The sequence below is a fragment of the Streptomyces sp. NPDC019443 genome (genome assembly GCF_044389785.1).
GTDB lineage: Bacteria > Actinomycetota > Actinomycetes > Streptomycetales > Streptomycetaceae > Streptomyces.
In genome coordinates, this window is record NZ_JBIRYJ010000015.1 from 66,146 (window position 1) to 83,846 (window position 17,701).

The 17,701-nt window shown below is 67.5% G+C and carries 14 protein-coding genes; 5 read left to right on the plus strand and 9 right to left on the minus strand.

The window, feature by feature from the left end:
• Positions 1–46 precede the first annotated feature (46 nt).
• Positions 47–1,102, plus strand: a complete 1,056-nt coding sequence (locus ACH492_RS32410) for a hypothetical protein (protein WP_398991792.1) — start codon at positions 47–49, stop codon at positions 1,100–1,102.
• Here the strand turns inward: ACH492_RS32410 and ACH492_RS32415 are convergent.
• Positions 1,099–1,599, minus strand: coding sequence for an ATP-binding protein (locus ACH492_RS32415; protein ID WP_398991794.1), 501 nt, complete (start codon positions 1,597–1,599; stop codon positions 1,099–1,101). The two genes, ACH492_RS32410 and ACH492_RS32415, sit on opposite strands and share 4 nt — an antisense overlap.
• Before the next feature lie 175 nt (positions 1,600–1,774).
• On the opposite strand from ACH492_RS32415, the gene ACH492_RS32420 reads away from it, so the two are divergent.
• Genes ACH492_RS32420 through ACH492_RS32430 form a run of 3 tightly spaced genes read left to right on the plus strand, consistent with a single transcriptional unit; the run spans position 1,775 to position 5,386 of the window.
• Complete coding sequence (locus ACH492_RS32420; RefSeq protein ID WP_398991795.1) at positions 1,775–3,040, plus strand: hypothetical protein; 1,266 nt, start codon at positions 1,775–1,777, stop codon at positions 3,038–3,040.
• Positions 3,037–4,629: a substrate-binding domain-containing protein gene (locus tag ACH492_RS32425; RefSeq protein ID WP_398991797.1), complete on the plus strand. Its 1,593-nt coding sequence runs from the start codon at positions 3,037–3,039 to the stop codon at positions 4,627–4,629. Before ACH492_RS32420 ends, ACH492_RS32425 begins: the two co-directional genes overlap by 4 nt.
• On the plus strand, positions 4,613–5,386 hold the full coding sequence (locus tag ACH492_RS32430; protein ID WP_398991799.1) for a hypothetical protein: 774 nt from the start codon (positions 4,613–4,615) through the stop codon (positions 5,384–5,386). The genes ACH492_RS32425 and ACH492_RS32430 overlap by 17 nt, the downstream gene beginning before the upstream one ends.
• A gap of 35 nt (positions 5,387–5,421) precedes the next feature.
• On the opposite strand, the gene ACH492_RS32435 is transcribed toward ACH492_RS32430, so the two are convergent.
• From ACH492_RS32435 to ACH492_RS32450, 4 genes are read right to left on the minus strand one after another with little or no spacing between them, the layout of a single operon-like run.
• Positions 5,422–6,486 carry a trypsin-like serine peptidase gene (locus ACH492_RS32435; protein ID WP_398991801.1) on the minus strand — a complete coding sequence of 355 codons (1,065 nt, stop codon included), beginning with the start codon at positions 6,484–6,486 and terminating at the stop codon, positions 5,422–5,424.
• A 54-nt stretch (positions 6,487–6,540) separates the two neighbouring features.
• On the minus strand, positions 6,541–7,665 hold the full coding sequence (locus tag ACH492_RS32440) for a trypsin-like peptidase domain-containing protein (protein ID WP_398991802.1): 1,125 nt from the start codon (positions 7,663–7,665) through the stop codon (positions 6,541–6,543).
• Positions 7,662–10,691: an AAA family ATPase gene (locus ACH492_RS32445; protein WP_398991804.1), complete on the minus strand. Its 3,030-nt coding sequence runs from the start codon at positions 10,689–10,691 to the stop codon at positions 7,662–7,664. The genes ACH492_RS32440 and ACH492_RS32445 overlap by 4 nt, the downstream gene beginning before the upstream one ends.
• A complete protein-coding gene (locus ACH492_RS32450) occupies positions 10,672–11,799 on the minus strand; it encodes a hypothetical protein (protein ID WP_398991806.1) in 1,128 nt (375 codons plus the stop codon). Before ACH492_RS32450 ends, ACH492_RS32445 begins: the two co-directional genes overlap by 20 nt.
• Before the next feature lie 216 nt (positions 11,800–12,015).
• Here ACH492_RS32450 and ACH492_RS32455 point away from each other — a divergent pair, with 216 nt between their 5' ends.
• A complete protein-coding gene (locus ACH492_RS32455) occupies positions 12,016–12,867 on the plus strand; it encodes a caspase family protein (RefSeq protein ID WP_398991808.1) in 852 nt (283 codons plus the stop codon).
• A 24-nt stretch (positions 12,868–12,891) separates the two neighbouring features.
• On the opposite strand, the gene ACH492_RS32460 is transcribed toward ACH492_RS32455, so the two are convergent.
• From ACH492_RS32460 to ACH492_RS32475, 4 genes are all read right to left on the minus strand, one after another.
• Positions 12,892–15,099, minus strand: coding sequence for an endonuclease (locus tag ACH492_RS32460; RefSeq protein ID WP_398991810.1), 2,208 nt, complete (start codon positions 15,097–15,099; stop codon positions 12,892–12,894).
• A gap of 702 nt (positions 15,100–15,801) precedes the next feature.
• Positions 15,802–16,137, minus strand: coding sequence for a hypothetical protein (locus ACH492_RS32465; RefSeq protein WP_398991812.1), 336 nt, complete (start codon positions 16,135–16,137; stop codon positions 15,802–15,804).
• 431 nt (positions 16,138–16,568) lie between these two features.
• Positions 16,569–17,105, minus strand: coding sequence for a hypothetical protein (locus tag ACH492_RS32470; RefSeq protein WP_398991814.1), 537 nt, complete (start codon positions 17,103–17,105; stop codon positions 16,569–16,571).
• 19 nt (positions 17,106–17,124) lie between these two features.
• On the minus strand, positions 17,125–17,685 hold the full coding sequence (locus ACH492_RS32475; protein WP_398991816.1) for a hypothetical protein: 561 nt from the start codon (positions 17,683–17,685) through the stop codon (positions 17,125–17,127).
• Positions 17,686–17,701 lie beyond the last annotated feature (16 nt).

Genomic DNA, 17,701 nt, shown 5'->3' on the forward strand with positions numbered 1-17,701 from the left:
AACTCACAGGCGCGAGGATCAGCATCCGATCTGAAGGGGGAGGGCGATGATTGCTTACTCGGGCCTGGGGTGTCTGCCCATCGCACTGCTGTCCGCCGTGTTGGCTGTCTGGTTCTGGATCATCGACGGGAGCGGCGGCGACTGGGCGACCGCCTGCCTTGCCGCGGTTCCGATCGTCCTGGTGCTCGGTCTGATCAATCTGCTGACGGCCTTGTCCGTCAACCGCGCGGAGATCCCGGGACGCGATTTCGCCGTGTGGACCTCCCGGCATCGGTCCGGGGGTACGCCTCTGCAGAGTTACTCGCCCTACTTCCTGGGGATGGCCGGTCTCTTCTTCGTCGGCTGGACGGCCCAATGGGTGCATGTGCTGGTCGCGGTTGCCGAGTACGCCGCTCTGACCGCGGCCTACTACATCGTGCCGGAGCTCCTGCGGCGCCCCGCCAAGGCCGTCACCGTCGCGCAGCGCCGGGAGTTCGCGCAGGCTCGCGGCTGGGCGTTCAGAGACCGTCTGCCGGCTCTCGCCGGGCGGTGGACGTCCGGCCCCATGCAACGCCTGTCCACCAACGCGGCCGAGCTCTTGAACAACCCGCCCCAGGCGAAACTCCGTGGCCACTTCGCCGTGATGTCCGGCACCCATCAACGCGTAATCTTCACGATCGCCGACGCCTTCGAGCCCGTGCCCTTCGCACCATTCCGGGCCTGGCAGCAGCTTCATGTGACCGTCTGCGCCGTGCACTTGGACATCGTCTTCCCGTCCATTCGGATCGCGCTGCGCGGCACGGGCACCCGACGCAATCGGCACACGGTCGAGGTCGACACCCTGCGGCCGGACTTCGCCGAGGCGCTGGTCACGGAGGAGACCACGGCGGCGATGCTGGCCGCAGGGGTGATGGAGTGGTCGATCCAGGGCAGGGACGTACTCGTCGTGCTGAGGGATCAGCCGGACGGCACAAAGGACGGCGATACGCAGGACGAGCCGGCCGACCACGATCTCGATGCGGTCCGTGCGGTCGAACGCCTCACCATGGTCATCTCCCGGCTGCCCACCGACTTCGGCCCGTGGGCCGATGATGCCGTACCCGACCTGCCTCTGCCCGGCTAGGTCCTGTCCGCGGGAGGACGAGTTGCCCACAGAGGGTGCAGTTCCGCCCAGTGGGTGACCCCGCCGGCGTGGGCCACGGTGCCATGTTGAGTTGCGACGGCGGTGACGATGCAAATGCCGCGGCCGTGCTCATCGTGCAGCCCTTCGGTTCGCTGCTTACGCATCGGCCCGCCGTCGGTGACTTCGATTCGAAGGATGCCGCGTCTGCAGGTCACTCTCAGCACGGCCGGTGGCAGTGCATGGGTGACAGCATTGGTGACCAGTTCGGAGATGACCAGGAGAGCATCTTCGACTACGTCCGGTGACACCTTCCAACCGGCAAGGAGAGCGTCGGCACGTCGGCGTGTACGCCCGACGTCCCGGGCGGCGTGGATATCGGGGCACATGAACTCGCGGTCATCGGTATCGACAGCCGGTGCGTTGATTGCCATGACGACCTCTGTTTCCCAGTAGCTGTGCGTGTCGCCGAGCCTTTTCTCCGTGGCGGGCACTGCCACTACCAAACCTTCTGGTCATAACCAGTTATTACCAGACTGAGCTCGCTGTGGAGTGTTGTCAACAGCTGAATGGCAGGGGATTCGCCGAAGCCTGCCCGGGAGTCGAAGGACTGCGAAATGCTGGTCCCTGAGCTGAGCTGAGCCGGGAATCCGTGGGGAAACGGGGGAGACGTCCGTGGTCATCGGGGAGCGACCTGCCATCGAGGAGCCGCGCCTGGCCGTCCGGCGCCAGTCGTCGTCCTTATGGTCACGCCGCGGTCTTCTGGTCGTCTTCCTGCCCGTACTCGCCGCCGTTCTGACGGGTGTGGCCGTGCTGGCGGCTTCGGGAAACGTCCTGCTGCCCTTCGAGCGGGTCGTCACGCTCGAGGGCAAGATGGCGTCCAAGCGGGACTTCTTCGAGGACGAAGAGGTTCAGCGTCTCCTGTTGAAGCATCACATACGGATCCACATCACCAGCACAGGGTCGCGCGATTTGGCCATCCGGGACATCTCCTCGTACGACTTCGTCTTTCCCTCCGGGCAGCCGGCCGGGGATCTGATCACCAGCCAGCGTGCGGCGAAGAACCAATACGTCAAGGTGCACCGGCCGTTCGTCAGCCCCATCGTGCTCGCCACATATCGCGAGTACGCCGAGACCTTGCGGGCTGCCGGAATCGCCACCGCGCAACGCACCTCCGGGAAGGACCAACCGCTCTATTACGTCCTGGACATGCATGAGTTCCTGGAGAGCATCGACAACAAAAAGCGGTGGAACGACATCGGGATCCGCGGGATCACCAACGCGAACAGGATCCGCGCTCAGAGCCCGGACGTCTGTGTGGCCAACTCGGCCGGAACCTACCTGGCGTTGGTCGCCTTCACCTGGCGCGGCAAGGGCGACGAGGTGCCGGACACCGACGAGGAAGCGGACCGCCGTGCCGTAGCGATCAAACACCTCCTGGAGCAGGGCCTGCCGGCCTCGGACGTGTTCCGCACGTATCTCTCCCCGGAGGGAAAGGGAATTGCCCCTGTCGTGGTGGCGTACGAGCACCAGTATCTGACCTACCAGGTGCAATACCAGGCCGAGTCGAAGCAGCTGGACTCCGAGCGGGTGCTGCTCTATCCGGACAGTCAGTTCGTGACCCAGCCCGAGTTCATCGCGCTCAACAAGGAGGGCGACCGGCTCGGTGAACTCATTACCCACGACCCTGAATTACGGCAAAGGGCAATGGAGCTGGGCTTCCGGATTCTCGACCCGTCGGGGGAGGTCGCGGGCGACCAGCTTTCCCAATTCCTGCGTCAGCGCCACATCCCGGTCCCCTCGATGGAGGGCGACAACACCAGGTCGTGGATGCCGCGACTGCGGTTTCTGGAAAGGATGATCTCCATCGTGGGCGACTGCCCGGCGGCCGGGTCCTCGGCCGGACCCTCGGCCGGACCCTCGGCCGGGCTGCCCGAATGAGGGCGCGCGGCCGTCTGACCGGCTTCATCGCCGTGTGCATGGCATGGCTGTGGCTCGGCGCCGCCTCGGGCTGTTCCTCGGGTGACCCCGCCCCGGTCACGCTGCGCGTGCTGGCCAGTTCGGAGCTCGCCGACATGCGGCCCCTGCTCGACGACCTCCGCCGCGACACCGGGATAAGGCTGGAGATGGACTACCGGGGCACCGTTGACGCCAGCAACGCACTCGTCCCGGGTCACTACCGCCACGATCTCGCCTGGCTCTCCTCCGACCGCTATTTCCAGCTCAAGGCGAAGGCCGCCGGGCGCAACACCGAGAAGCCCCTGGCGACCAGCATCATGCGCTCTCCGGTCGTCATCGGTATGAAGCCCGCCACGGCCGACCGGCTCCGCCGCGCGACGCCCGGCGGGCAGATCTCCTGGGCCGATGTGGCAGACGCCGCGGCGGACGGGTCCCTGAAGTTCGCCATGGCCGACCCGCGGCACACCAACAGCGGCCTCGCCGCGCTCGTCGGAGTGGCGACCGCCGCCGCGGGTACGGGCGGAGCACTGCGTCCCGAGGATGTCTCCTGCGACCGGCTGCGCGGCTTCTTCGCCGGTCACGCACTGACCGAGGACTCCTCCGACCGCTTGGCTGACGGATTCGTACGCCGTCAGGACGACCTGGACGCTCTCATCACCTACGAGTCCGAACTGCTCTCTCTCAACAGCGGCGGGAAGCTGCCCAAGCCGCTGGAGATCGTCTATCCGAAGGACGGCATGGTGCTGTCCGACTACCCCCTGCTGCTGCTCGACCCCGCCAAGCGTGCCGCGTACGACAGGATGGTGGACTGGCTGAAGAGCGGACGGGTCCAGAAGAAGATCATGGAACGTACGCTGCGCCGGCCGATCGATCCCGCAGTGCCCAGGGTTCCCGTGCTCCGCGAGCCCGTCGGCAACGCCCTGTACTTCCCGGACCAGCAGGAGGTCGTCGACCGGCTCCTCACCGACTACGGCGATCCGCGACGGGACAAGCCGGCCCAGGTGATCTTTCTGCTCGACTTCTCCGGGTCCATGCGGGGCGAGCGCATCGCGAAAGTGCGCGCCACCTTCGACGGCCTCAGCGGCGCCGACGATTCGCGCTCCGGAAAGTTCGTCAGATTCTACCGGGGCGAGTCGCTCACCGTGATGCGATTCGGCGGCCGCGTACTCGACGAACGGAGCCTGACCTACGACGGGCAGCGGGATCTCGACCGCCTCCGCGGATTCGTGGCGGCCGACGACTTCGACACGAGCACAGCCATCTGGTCCACTCTCGACCGCGCTTACACGAAGGTGGCCGAGATCGTAGGGGGCCACCCCGGCCGGCCCGTCTCCATCGTCCTCATGACGGACGGTGAGAACAACACCGGGATGAACCTCGACGCCTTCATCAGCCGTTACCAGGCACGCCCGTCGGCAGCCCGCGCGGTGCGCACCTACACCATTCGCTACGGCGAGGCCGACACCAAGGAACTCGATCGAGCGGCACGGGCGACCGGCGGACGGATGGTCGACGCCACAGCCCAGTCCCTCCTCAGTGCTTTCAAGGAGACACGTGGATGTGTTCAGTGAGGCGTGGTGGGGCGTCTGGTGGCACTGGATGCTTCTGTGGCTGATGACCGCGATCGGCGCCGTGGCGCTGCTCGCCGTGACGCTCCACTGGCTCACCCGTGGCAGACGTACCGGCGGCCAGAACCTCACCTACAGCATCTGCTTCTATCTTCATGACAGATCCGTCATGGACCACTACCAGATGCGCGGTTATGCGGCGGCCCTGCGCAAAGAGGTCGAGCAGAGGACCAGTGACAGCAGGGACGGGAACATCCGCGCCACGGTCTTCGGGATGAGCGCGGGCGGTGGCAGGCGCGACAACAGCGAGATCGTCAGCAAGTATCTCGAAGTGGCCGAGCCCATATCGGTGATCGGCATCATCATGGACGTTCTCGAGAGGAAGGACGTCATCGTCCACGTCGACCTCGCCAATCAGACCGTCAGACGCAACGAGGCACTGACCAGAGGGCTGGCAGCACTCCATGGTTCCGGAGGCTCGCAGCACACCGTCCGCCTCCGCGACATCGAGGACTTTGTGCTGATCAGGGGCCGGTTCCGGAAGATCAGCGAATCGGCGGAGTCCACGGTCTTTCTGGCGCCTTACGGGGACCCGGACGATCCCGCACGAGGTCCTCGCGTCCGTGTCACCTGTGCGACGGAGGGACTGCGCAACGAGGTCCCGGAAGGCACGTTCTCGGCACGGTGTCTGGGCAAGGTCCAGGGCTGGAACGCCGACGACGCGGTCCTGGAAATGCAGGCCATGGCGATCTTCCGGTAGCCGGAGCGAGCGCTCTTCCGCGTCCCGGACGGCGATCAGACGAAGTTGACCTCGGCGCGGCGCAGCAGGGGATCGTCCACCAACTGCCACAGAGGCACGGCGTAGTTGCCGAAGCCGTAGCGGCCGCCGAAGTGCAGGCCGAGGACGCGGTGGTCGGTGAGGTCGAAGACGGGGGAACCGCTGTTGCCGCCCAGGGTGGAGCAGTCGTGCTTCATGACGTTCCGTTCCGGCACGAGCTCCGTGGTGGTCCCGGGCTGCAGGCGTTTGACGTTGTAGATGTCCATGAAAATCCTGCGCATCGACTCGGGTTCGTTGCGACGCCCGTCGTACGCCGGATAGCCGACGCAGTACACCGGACGCCCTGGCAGGTCGCCGGGGGCGTCCGCGGCCACCGCGAGAGGGGCAGGCAGCGCGGTGGCGCCCGCGGCCGGCGACACCCGTAGCAGGGCCATGTCGACGTCCTGATGGATGCCGAGCACCTCGGAGATCTCGTATGCCGGTCCGCCGCCCGCCGGGAGCGCGCCGTACTCCTCGGCCATGTCGATCCGGGCGCTCATGCTCTGCTGGAAGGTCCAGCCGATGCCGTCGGCGCGGGCGAACTCCAGGGCGACATGACGGTTCGTCATGATGGCGTCGGGACCGACGAGGAAGGCGGTGCCGACCCAGTCCAGGCTGGCGTGCCCGGAGACCTCGACCCGGCCGACGTGCGCGATCGACTCGCGGATCGCGGCCCGGTGGCCGTCGAGGACCGCCCAGTCGCCTTCCTGGGAGGGGAAGTCCTGGTGCTGGACGAGGATGGCGGGTCTGCCCTCGAGCAGGACGATGGCCTCCATGCCGAAGGACTCGTCGTCGCTGATCTCGTCCGCACGTCCCTCGGCGAGCTTCTCCAGACCGTTCGCGCCCGCGGCCAGAACACGGTCCCGCTCCTGCTGGGCGAACTGGGATATCTGCCCGGCGGGCAGCTCTTCCGCGGAGAGTTCCTCCGTCGATTCGGGGACCTCCCGAATCAGTTGGTCCCGTACCCGCTGCGCGACCTCCCGCAGATCGGTGAAGACCTGCTCGGGATCGGTAGCAACGGGTGACCTGCTCCGGCTGCCCATATCGCCCTCCTCGTCTCTTCGGTCGCTTGAGTTGCTTGAGTTGCTTGAGCCGATTCAGTCGCGTTGTGCCGTCTCGATCTCGGCATGGATGTCGGGGCTGTTCGCCTTCAAGTGGCGCATCACGATGCCCATCTGGGTGCCGACGTTGACGAAGGCCGTGGTCCTGCCCTGGAACATCACGTCCTCCACGCGCCGCGTCCCGCGGTGCAGCGCGACCACCTTCCAGTCGTCCGTGAAGACGGGGGATCCGGATGAGCCGCCGCGGGTGTCCGTGAAGTAGCGGACATCGCTCTCGTCCGCTTCGTAGACGAGGTTGTTGCGCAGGGCCACGCGCTTGGGCTGTCCGCCGGGGTGCTGGATGATGTTGACGGCCACGAAGTCCCCCTTGGCGACAGCCAGCGACTCCTTCGCCAGCTTCAGTACGGGCCGCAAGGGCGCGGCGGTCAGGCGGAGGACCGCATAGTCGAGTTCCGGGTCCGCGGCGACGAGTTCGCTGATCGTGGCCTCCTCGGTCTCGACGTCGTCGGTGTCGTAGTCGAACCGGGCGCGTGCATGCAGCGCCTGGAGGCGCAGGTCGTCGGCCTCGGCCTGGGGCCGCCCCGCACCTGTGCCGGTGCGGGCGTTGACCACATGGTGGTTCGTGATGAGGAGGTTCGGGGCGATGAGCCATCCCGTGCCGGAGTGCGGGAATCCGTTCGGCTGGAGCGGGGCGCCCCCCTGGTAGGGGAGAACTTTGATACGGGCGACCGCCGTTCCGGCCAGCTCGCCGCCCCGAAGGAAGTCGAACGGGACGGTGTCGTCGCGGTGGACGATCTCTTCCTTGATCTCCGGGGCGGGCATCCCCGCCATGATGTCCGGCTCGCCTCCGGCGCTCCGGGCCACGTCGTCCAGGGCGCGCTGCAAGACGGCGAGCGCTGCGGCTTCGGTGCTCTGGGCGACGGCATTGCGCAGCCAGATCTCCAGCGGCACGGAGCCGTCCACGAGTCGCTCGACCCGGTTCATCGCGTTCAGGTCAGAGTGCACCTGCTGTCCTGGCGCCGGAAGCAGCGGCAGCGTGCCGCGGTACTTGGGCATGATGCCGTCGAACAGCAGCGGCCGTACCGACGGGTCGGCGAGCCCGGTCTCCAGAGCGGTGTCCCGGACCTGGAGAATCTCGTCCGGCGAGAGGTACGCGTTCATGGCCGACCAGGCCGCACGGGGCCGTTCTCTCCGCTTGAGCCGTTTCCCTCGGCCGGGCGGGCGGCGGATGCCCGTCTCTTCGTACGGCCATTGGCCCCCGCGCCCATGGCGGCGGCCACGCCGGCGACGATCTCACCGCTCTTGTCGCGCACGGCCAGCAGTCGCCGGGCGAGCGCGTTGAGGGTGCCGCGGTCGCGGGCCAGGCGCAGGATCTCGGTGGTGTTGCTTGGGCCGGCTCCCTGGCTCCTTCCCGGCCGGGATCCGGGACCGTCTCCCTCCTGCGGCTGTGACGGGCCGGCGGCGTCGCCCAGGATGTCCATCAGGGTCCCGAGCAGCCCTGGTTGGCGGGACGCCGCACGGCCTATCGCCGTTCCGAGGGTCTCCAGTGCCTCGTCGTCCGTGGGCAGTCCTACGACCTTCAGCGTGTGGTCGAGCGCCCCGGGATCCTGTGCGTAGACCTGCGACGCGACGGCGCGTACCAGCGCGGGCTGGTCGGCGAGGACGGCGTCGGGCAACAGCCGTAGCTGTTGGGCGAGTTGGGTGTCGGCCTCGGGATCCGGGGATTCGGCGCCCGCGGTGAGGCGGGCCCGGGCCAGCAGTGCGCCCATCGCTTCGAGGTCCTGCCCGAGGCCGACCGCGATGTCCTCGGCCACGCGCAGTTCGCGGTCGGCGTTCGCCAGGTCGCCCGCGTCCTCCGCGAGGCGGGCGGAGAGCAGCAGCAGCTCCAGTTGCTGCTCGGCGCATCCCGCGCTCTGTGCGGAGGCGATGGCGTCCGAGGCCGCCTTCCGGGCCTCGTCCCGCCGTCCGAGCCTGTTCAGCGTCTCGGCCAGCAGTGAGTGCAGTGGGCTGCAAGGCGTCCAGGGCCGGCGTTCCCCCAGCCGGACGAACGCCGCTTCGGCGAAGCCCTGCGCCAGCAGATCCTCGACTTCTCGGGCGGCGATCCGTTCCCAGTCCTCCTGGTCGGCGCCCGCCATCACGTTGTCGGGGGCTCCGCCCCCGAGCTTCGCGGTGAGCAGGCCCGCGGCCCTTGGGCTCATGTCCTGCTGCGCCCCGGCCAGGAACCGCTCGATGCCGGGCAGCCACCGCTCCTCCACCGATCGCGGGTTCTCGTTGAGCCGCAGCCGGTGGTAGATCTCCTCGGCGCGTGCCTCAATGCCTTCCCGGGCGGCGTAGTAGTCGACGGCGCGCTGCTCGACGGCGCGCATCACATCGGTGCGGTCACCGCCCGGCAGGCGCAGCATGATGGCGCGGACGTCCGCGCGGTGCCGCACGGCCTCGGGTCCGGCCGGTTCCACCAGGTCGAGTCGGGAGAGCTCGTCGAAGAGGAGGCGTGCGTCATCGAGGGTTTCCACTCGCAGCCCGCAGGGCTCGGCGAGGACGTTCTTGATGATCTCGGGGGTGATGATCCTGAGAACCAGGCCCGGATGGGCGAGACGGCGTACGTCCCGGTTCGCGATGTGGTTGAGGATACGGTCGTACAGAATGCCCTGGACGAGCATCTGGTCGACGCGGCGGAAGAACTGGCGGCGCCGCGCGGGCAGGCTGCGGATCAGTTCACCCATCGAGTCGGCTCCGCTTCCGGCGAGGGTGGCGGCGCGGGCGGCCAGTTTCAGGCTGAGCGGGTGACCGCCGACCCGGTCGGCCAACACCCGTGCCACGTCCGGGTCCTTGACGCCGCAGGACGCCAGGAGAGCGACGGCGGCCTGCGGATCGAGCTCGTCGAGTTCGATGTGCCGCGGCATCACGGCCCGCGCCGGATGGTCGACGTAAGCGCGCCCGGAGACAACGAAGCGCATCCCCGGGTAGACGTTCTGGAACGCCTGGCAGATCGCCCACATCCTGCCCAGCACGGGTGAACCGCGGTACTGGGCCTCCTCGAACGAGTCGACGACCAGGACGAACGGCGGGTTCTCCTGGTCTGCGGCCGCCACCGCCCGGACCAGGACGTCGGCGACCCGCCGGACGATGTCGGTCTCGCGCTCGGTGGCCAGCAGCTGGAACTCCTGCGAGGAGCTGCGTCCCAGTACTGACCGGGTGGTGGCGAGCTGGTGCAGCTGTGTCACCCGGTCTTGGCCCTCCCGCTGACTGTGGGCCGCCTGCTGGCACTCGTCCGCCAAGGCGTCCAGCTCCGCACGGTGAGCGGGGTACTGGATACCGAGCTGCCGCGCGATCTCGGCGATGAGGGTGACCGGCTCGTGGATCGACAGCGTGGGCCGCTCGAAGTCGATGTACGCGAAGGGGAAATCGGGGCTGTGGTCGGGGACGCTGTCGAGGAGGAACTTGGCGAGAAGAGTGCTCTTCCCCATGCCGCCGGGCCCATGGATGACCAGCGGGGGCACGGGTGCAGAGCGGGAGCCTGTCCCGGAGGCAGTCGCGGCCTCATTGCGGGGGCCGGCCGCGGACTCGGCGGGCGTGCCGGCGTAGTCGCGCAGTTCATCGAGTTCGCGGGCGCGCCCCTGGAACGGTTCCCGTACGAGTCGCTCGAGGGGCTGCAGAAGTCTGGCCCGTTCCAGAGTGTGCTGGAGTTCGTCCACGTCCGGCAGCCCGCTCATGCCCGGCACGCGCGAGAGCCACAGCACCGCCTGGAGGGTGTCGGTCAGTTCGCCGGGACTCTGGTCCGCCGGCCGTGGCCGGCTGCCGGACAGATACGCCAGACAGATGCGCTCCGGCCCGGGTTCGTCCTGGAACTGGTCGAGGTTGCCCTCCAGCGCGAGCCGGGCGGCCTCCGGTCCTGCGAGGCCTCGCAGCGCTTCGTCCCGGACATCGGCCTTGAGGTTCCACACAGCTCGGTCCTTCACGCCCATGGCCGTGCAGTCGTCGAGTAGTTCGAGGACCGCGCCGCCGGTGGCGCGGCCCTCGCCGGGCAGTCGGAGCAGCATTGGATCGAAGCGGGTGAGCAGACAGGCCGCTTCCCGGTAGGCTCCGCGGGCGTCCGACACGGCGTGGGAGCGGTCCCCGTCGGCGCGGAGCTCCTGGCGCAGCCGCTCGGTGAAGATCTTCCGCGTCTCAGAGGGTTTGGTAGACACGGATGGCCCCCTCCGCTGCCGTGCAGACCTTCCGCATATAGCTCTCGCCGTTGCTGTTTTCCGCTTCGGCGGCTCGGAGCACTTCTTGAACGGCGACGTCGACGAGTTCGGCGATCGTGGATTCGTCGGGCTGCCCGGTACCGAGGAATCCGGGAGGGGATTCGTGGAAGTACTGGTCGAAGAAGCTGCGCAGATCGGCGGGTTCGGCGACCCGGGCCGTGTCCCGGCAGAGGCTTCCCCGTAGGTCGTACGGCAGTTGGCGCATGGTCGGTCCGTAGCCGAGAAGCACCAGCCGGGGTGCCTGGTCGCCTCTGACTGCGGTGTGCTCGTAGATTGCGAGAGCCAGTTGACCGATGAAGTCCCACACGTCGGAGCTGGGGTCGAGGCTGTCGCACTCGTCGAGGACCAGCCAGAATCGGTCTTCGACGGCTGTCGCCCTGCCGACCACCCAGTGCACGGCGTCGTCGATCGACGGCAGCAGGTCGTTCAGTTCGGTGGGATCCAGGGGGGAGATTCCCGCACGGGGGTCGGCGACGAACTCCGCCAGCCGACGGATTACTTTGTCCGCGGTGGAGGTGTGCGACAGGGTGACTCTCGCCGGACGGAATCCATGGTGCTGCCCGATGTGGCGAATGAGGTTGTACGTGTAGGACCTGCCGCTGTCCGGATCGCCGTCGACCAGAAGCACGGTCTTCTCGGGGTCCTCGACGAATTGGCGCAGCGTTTCGCGCAGGTTCTGACGGTCGATGAAGACCTCGGTCCCGTTCTTGAGGACGCAGGTACGGAAATTGTCCTGAGAGGCATGGGCGCGGTAGTCCTCGCGCAGCCGGTCCTGGAATTCAAGGGCCTTGGAGACTTCTGGAAGCACGGACAGTCTGTCTGTCGCGGCGACGACCTCGACGAGTTTGAGCTGCCGCTGGATGTCTCTGCGTGAAGCTTCCACCAGTGAGCGGGCGTTCTCCGCGCTGACCGCGGTCAGCCGCAGGGCGGAGACGAATTCCACCGGGAATCCGTGCTGGGTGAGCTGAGCGTGCGGGTCGGTGGTGTCGAGGAGGTACTCCCGTACCCACATGGTGACGAGGTCCCATTCCGTTTCGGCCAACGGCATGCCGCACCTGCCCAGCCGCCCCTGAAGAGCAAAAGACCGATCAACTCCTACTTGTCATGTTTACACCCGGTATGCCCTCTCGCAAGGCGGCTGAACAGCCGCTGGAACGGCCCGACAGGCCCGTTCAGGCGGTTGGGGCCACCGACGGGTTCAGAAGACGAAGAGTCGCGGAACGCATCCAAGTGATGCACGTAGCCCAGGCGCAAGGAGCCCCCCATGGCCACTGGCCTCTCCCTTCATGTCGGACTCAACAAGGTCGACCCAGCGAGGTACGGCGGCTGGGACGGCGAGCTCGTCGCATGCGAGAACGACGCCAATGACATGGCCCGTCTGGCCCGCGAAGCCGGCTTCGACGACACAACCCTGCTCACCCCCGACGGCACAGTCGAGAACGTCACCGCCGAGCTGCGCAAGGCGGGCAAGAAGCTGAAGAGCGGGGACATCCTGCTGTTCACCTACTCGGGCCACGGCGGTCAGGTGCCGAACACCGTCGGCTCCGACGACGAGCCGGACGACTTCGACGAAACCCTCGTGCTCTACGACCGCGAGTTCCTCGACGACGAGCTGTACAGAGAGTTCGGACGCTTCGCCGAGGGCGTCCGGATCCTGGCGTTCCTCGACTCCTGCCACAGCGGGAGCGGCATCGAGGTACGCGAGGTCCTCACCCAGGAGGCCATGCAGGAGCAGTTCCAGACGCGCGACCCGAACCAGATCGAGAACACCTCACGGCTCATGCCGGTCGCCAAGCAGTACGAGATCTACCAGCGGGACAAGGAGTTCTTCCAGGACATCCAGCGCGGACTCGGCGCCGGTAACGGCAGTGAGGCGGAAGTCGGCGCGCTGCTCATCTCCGGCTGCCAGGACAACCAGCTCTCCTCCGACGGCCCGGTCAACGGCAAGTTCACCGGCACTCTGCTGGAGGTCTGGGACGACGGGGCATTCCGCGGCGGGTACCGCGCGTTCCACCGCGACATCCTGCGGAACATGCCGGCGACGCAGAGCCCGAACTTCTATGTGACCGGAAACCCCGGGGACGAGTTCCTTCAGCAGCGGCCCTTCACGGTGTGAGCAGTACGCCGGCCTACGGTGTTGTCAGGACCAGGCACCCGCGAAGTCAATTTCCTCGGCCCACTCCGGGTGGTCGATGAGCGGATTGCGATTGCCCTGTATCTCGGCTATCGCCGCATTGCGGTGTCGCTCGTACTCGCTCACGGCCTGGTCCGCGTGCCAGGACAACAGCACGCCCAGGCGCTCCCGCTGGAGCTCCCGTGCCTCGTCGCCGATGAACCCGGGGTAGCGCAACAGGAAGTACAGCGTCGCCCTGGCGACAGGCCCCTTGCCGGCCGACGGCTCGAACTTCAGCGGCTCGCGGCGCCCGCAGGAGTGCCGGACGACTTCCTCGCTGTCCAGGAAGTCGAAGTACGGGATGTTCCCGCGGAAGCTGTTGCACGCCGACTCGCAGGCGAAGAGATGATGCAGATCCCCACGCATGGGCTCCTTCTTGGCGAACCAGGACTGGGGTACAACGTGCTCGCAGTTGAACGGCAGCGCCGCCTCCAGGGCCTCGAACTCGGCCTGGAGCGCCTCGGGTCCTGGCGCGCTCTCGTGGAGCAGGAACTCCTGCCAGCGCCCGATCCGGGCGGCCTCCACCGCGGCGTCGGCCCGTATGAGCTCCTCGGGAGTGAAGTCCTTGCCCGAGTAGATGCTGCGCAACTGCTCGTCCGGGTGCAGGTCGACCCATGGGTAGACCAAGCGCATCGGCTTGTACGCGGGCCGGCGCTCATGGGTGGACTCCAGCAGTTCGCTGAGCGCGTGGCGCAGACCGGCGGGGCTGTCGGAGCGGATGTCCGCGTAGTAGGAGTCGCGCGCCGTCCGGTCCGCCTCCGCGTGGTAGTACGGACGGGCTCTGGCGGCCGCGAGGTTGACCAGTGCGGCGGCCAGGTCGTTCTCGGCGGGCGACTGGCCGTCGATGTGTCCGACCCCGGAAACTGCGGGACCGGGGAGGGCAGTGGTGGGAAGGGACGTCGGCGACTCAGCCGTGGCCGGAGCTTGGGCCTGGGCCTGGGCCTGGAGGGTGGCCGGGTCGAGGGTGACGCTGATGTGCAGCGGTACGGTCCAGCGTACGGCCCCTGCGGTGGCCGCCTGCTGCGCGGCCCCGTCCTGCGCGAGACTCTGAAGTCCGACGTGGTTCGCTCCGGTCGACGGCGGCGCTGACGCCTCAACCGGGCGCAGGGCGGCTCCCGCTGCGAAGAGCTCCTCGCGGAGAGCGGCGGCGGCACCGGACAGGGGGAACTGCCGAAGTGCGCCCAGGACGCGGCTGATCCGCACCCCCTCATTGGCCTTCCAGTCCAGCCGGTGCTCACCCATGTCCGGATGCCAGAGGGACCCGTCGAGGGCAAGGGGCTTGCCGTTCTCGTCGGTGCGCGGAACACCCGCGTGATGCAGCGCCACGACCTCCCACTGGTCGTTGAAGACCGGAGACCCCGATGAGCCGGGCGCCGTGTCGGTCTCGTAGTGCACAAACTTCTCCAGCAGGTCCACGACCCTGTTCTCACGCAGGGCGAGCTGCTTGGGCTCGCCGTTGGGGTGCTGGATGATGTTGACGATCTCGCCGAGGATGACCTTGCCCTCGGTTTCCCTCAGGGGCAGCCGGCCGAAGGGCGAGAGCGGTCGGCCGTCCTGGGAGCTCTGGGCCACGGCGACCACGCTGAAGTCGAGGGCGCGGTCGGTGACGAAGAGCGTCTGCGGCTCCAGCTTGAACACCACCGGAACGAGCATCTGTCCGTCCAGGCCTGCCTGGAAGTTGAATTCGACAACGCCGCGGCCCGCTTCGTCCGCGGTGCGCAGCACATGGTTGTTGGTCATCAGGAGCGAGGGGGACACGAGGAATCCGGTGCCGTGGTGGATCCCGGCTCCTCCTCGGACGGTCAACCGCCCGATCGAGCGGGCCGCCAGAAAGCCGGCTTCGAGGAAACCGACTCCGATGAGGTCATTGCGCCCCATGAGGCGTTCCAGCCCCAGTACGTCGGCACCGACGGTGTCCGGATCCAGATCCAGACTGCTGCCCGTGGTGGCTACCGCCGGTGTCTGTTCGATGGCCGTGGCCATCGCCCAGTCTGCGCCCAGGCGTGCCAGTCTCTTGCTCACCCGTTCCGGTGCATCGGCGTACAGGATGCCGCTCCGGTCGAGCACCCGCTGGTTGCGTGCCCGCTCCGCGGCGCGTATCGCATAGCGGTCGCGCGCTCCCTCCACTTGCGAAAGGTAATCCGCGTCAGCCTGGGACAACTGCTCCACCGTCATGTCGGCACGCCTCCTCATGGCCTCGTCCGCGCCAGGATCTCGCCGTCTCTTCGCCCCTCTTCCAGTATGGACACGGAATGGCCGGAGCCGCTCACCTGAATGGATCAGTGGTTTTCCCTTCAATACTCGACTACTGCACAATTGCGAATTGAATTTGGCTCGCACTGACCCGCCGCACGGCTCCGCCCGCAAGCCGTACTCGGAAGCTGCCGAGCACCTGAACAGCCCGTCTCCTATGCTCGAAAGAGAAATGACCGAGCGGAATCCAGCCGAGGAGAGGCCATGGGCACGTACCGGACGTACCGCGCGGTTGCCGATCTCGCACGGGCGGAGAACTCGCCACCACCACCTCGCCGTTCACGATCGAGGTGCAGTTCCTCGGGGGGCTGACGGGTGCTCAGGAGCGGGCCTTCGAACAGGCCGCCGACCGCTGGGCGCGCGTCATCGTCGGTGATCTGCCCACGGTCGTCCTCGGCGGCGATGTGATCGACGACATTCTGATACTTGCTCAGGGAGTGCCGATCGACGGAACCGGCAGAATTCTGGGACAGGCGGGCCCGACCCATGTGCGCTCCGCCTCGGCCAACTCCGGTGCCCTGTTGCAGACCTCCGTGCGGTGCAGTCCTAGACAGCTCCACCACACCGGAGGTCTTCGCCACGATCAAGACCCACGACAGTCAACAACGCTCGTGATCAATACACCTAGCGGGGCGCACTGCCCACCCATCGCAGGACGGCTGAGACCGTTGTGTCGTCCAGTGCGGAGAGGACGTTGATGGCGTCCATGTCACCGGGAAGCGGTGCGATGCCCGCGGTGGTCAGCACAGCGTGCAGGTCCAGGCGGTGGCTGTCCTCGGCCGCCAGCGTGAACGGCAGTCGCTGCCGTGGATCCGGCGCGGGCAGGAAGTAGTCGCCGAGCTCATCGACAGCTCCCACGATCTCTGGCTGGTCGAAGTCCCGCACACCGGGGAAGCGGTACGAATCGATCGCCGTCTGCGGCGTCGTCAGCGGAGGTTCAGAAAACTGCCAGGCGTTCATCAAGGCCTCCTGGGTCGTCGTCACTGACCAACAAGAGCCCCGCTCGGCCGCGTTCAGTTGCAGGTGATGCCGAACACCACCCGAACGTCCCCAATAGCATCTCTTCACAAGAACACGGCGCCACCCTTGGGCCCAGGATGACGCTTCGGCCGAGCCGATCGTGGTCGAACGGGCCATGGCCGTCGGCGCGGTGGCCGGTGCCCTGGCCGCACCTTTCGCCGGGCCCCGCCGGGGCCTTGCTGTCGTTCCGGCCGCCGTGCCGAAAGACCCGGCGGCCGGAAGGGAAGGCTTCGCCACGCGCCTGGGCCGGTCCCTGTCGCTGCGCGGCGTCGTGGTCATGGACCGCGGCGGGCCAGATGCCCGGCATCAGCCAGTTCTTCGGCTGCACCCCGCTCGGTTCCGTGGCCTGAGGCATCACGCTCGGCGCGGACCTATGTACTGAGCAGACGGTTGAAGAACGAGCGGTAATGCTGGAGCGCGACCCGCAGCTCCTCCGTCGCAACCTCCTCGCCGCGGTCCCACTGGACCTCCAGTCCCTGCTTGTGGGCGGAGAACGACCTGGCCAACGTCTGCATCACGTCAGCGACCAGCGCATCGGCCGAGCGCACCGCGTCCCGTGGATCGTCGACGAAGGTGCTCTGGATGTCCCGCCACTTGCCGCGGTACTCATCCGTCTCCTCGGGGCCGAGCAGTGCCCGGTCCTCTTCTTCGGCCTCCTGCACGACCTCGGGTTCCTGCGGTGCCTCCTCAGGTCCGCCGGCACGGTCCTCGTCGATGGCATCCGGACCGTTCACCGGCTCCTGCTGCTGTCCCGTGGCACCGGTGGACTCTCCTGGGTAGACGGGGGCCTGCCGGTCCTGGGACTCCGCCCGGGGATCCTGGGGATTGGCGATGCTCTCGGTCGTGAGGCCTTCCTGGCCGGGCGGGCGACTCGTATCGCCCGGATCCCGTATGCCTTCGCGTTGCATGTCTCTCACCTCATCCGGCTCAGAAGCGGTCGTTCCGCGGGGCATTGCCCCGGTCGCTGAGCAGTTCCTCGAACAGTGCGCGGTAGTGCACCATCGCTCCTCTCAGCTCTTCGGTGGTGGCCTGTCCGTCACCGCTGCGCACGTTGATCTCGTGGGCGGTGCGGTAGTGCTCCAGGGTGCGGCCGTGCTCTACCGAGAGATCTGCCAGCTGCTGCTGGTATCCGCCGGTCGGATATCCGCGCTCGGTCATGAGCCGGGCCACGAGCCGGTCCGCCTCGGCGACCGCCTCGTTGGGGCGATCCACGAACCGTTCCTGAACGCTGCTCCAGTCGTCCGCGTACTGGCGTTGGACCTCGGCCGGCAGTTCCTTGATTTCCAGCTTGTCGTGGCGTTGTTCGCGGGCACGCAGCTCGCGCTCCGCAGCCGGTCGGCTGTCCTGCTCCTCGACCGTGCGGTCGTACTCCGGGCCGAAGCGCTCCCGCAGGTGCCGTCGGCGCGACAGAGTCCACAGCGTCACGGCGATGATGATCAACACCACTGCGACGGGGACGATTATGGCGATAAGTGTGCTGGCAGACATCTGTTCCTCCAAGGGC

Excerpts from the sequence above, each read along its gene's own strand:
- ACH492_RS32410 (WP_398991792.1), top strand. The coding sequence starts at position 47 with ATGATTGCTTACTCGGGCCTGGGGTGTCTGCCCATCGCACTGCTGTCC.
- ACH492_RS32425 (WP_398991797.1), top strand. The coding sequence starts at position 3,037 with ATGAGGGCGCGCGGCCGTCTGACCGGCTTCATCGCCGTGTGCATGGCA.
- ACH492_RS32435 (WP_398991801.1), bottom strand. The coding sequence starts at position 6,486 with ATGGGCAGCCGGAGCAGGTCACCCGTTGCTACCGATCCCGAGCAGGTC.
- ACH492_RS32440 (WP_398991802.1), bottom strand. The coding sequence starts at position 7,665 with ATGAACGCGTACCTCTCGCCGGACGAGATTCTCCAGGTCCGGGACACC.
- ACH492_RS32450 (WP_398991806.1), bottom strand. The coding sequence starts at position 11,799 with ATGCCGTTGGCCGAAACGGAATGGGACCTCGTCACCATGTGGGTACGG.
- ACH492_RS32455 (WP_398991808.1), top strand. The coding sequence starts at position 12,016 with ATGGCCACTGGCCTCTCCCTTCATGTCGGACTCAACAAGGTCGACCCA.
- ACH492_RS32460 (WP_398991810.1), bottom strand. The coding sequence starts at position 15,099 with ATGACGGTGGAGCAGTTGTCCCAGGCTGACGCGGATTACCTTTCGCAA.
- ACH492_RS32465 (WP_398991812.1), bottom strand. The coding sequence starts at position 16,137 with ATGAACGCCTGGCAGTTTTCTGAACCTCCGCTGACGACGCCGCAGACG.
- ACH492_RS32470 (WP_398991814.1), bottom strand. The coding sequence starts at position 17,105 with ATGCAACGCGAAGGCATACGGGATCCGGGCGATACGAGTCGCCCGCCC.
- ACH492_RS32475 (WP_398991816.1), bottom strand. The coding sequence starts at position 17,685 with ATGTCTGCCAGCACACTTATCGCCATAATCGTCCCCGTCGCAGTGGTG.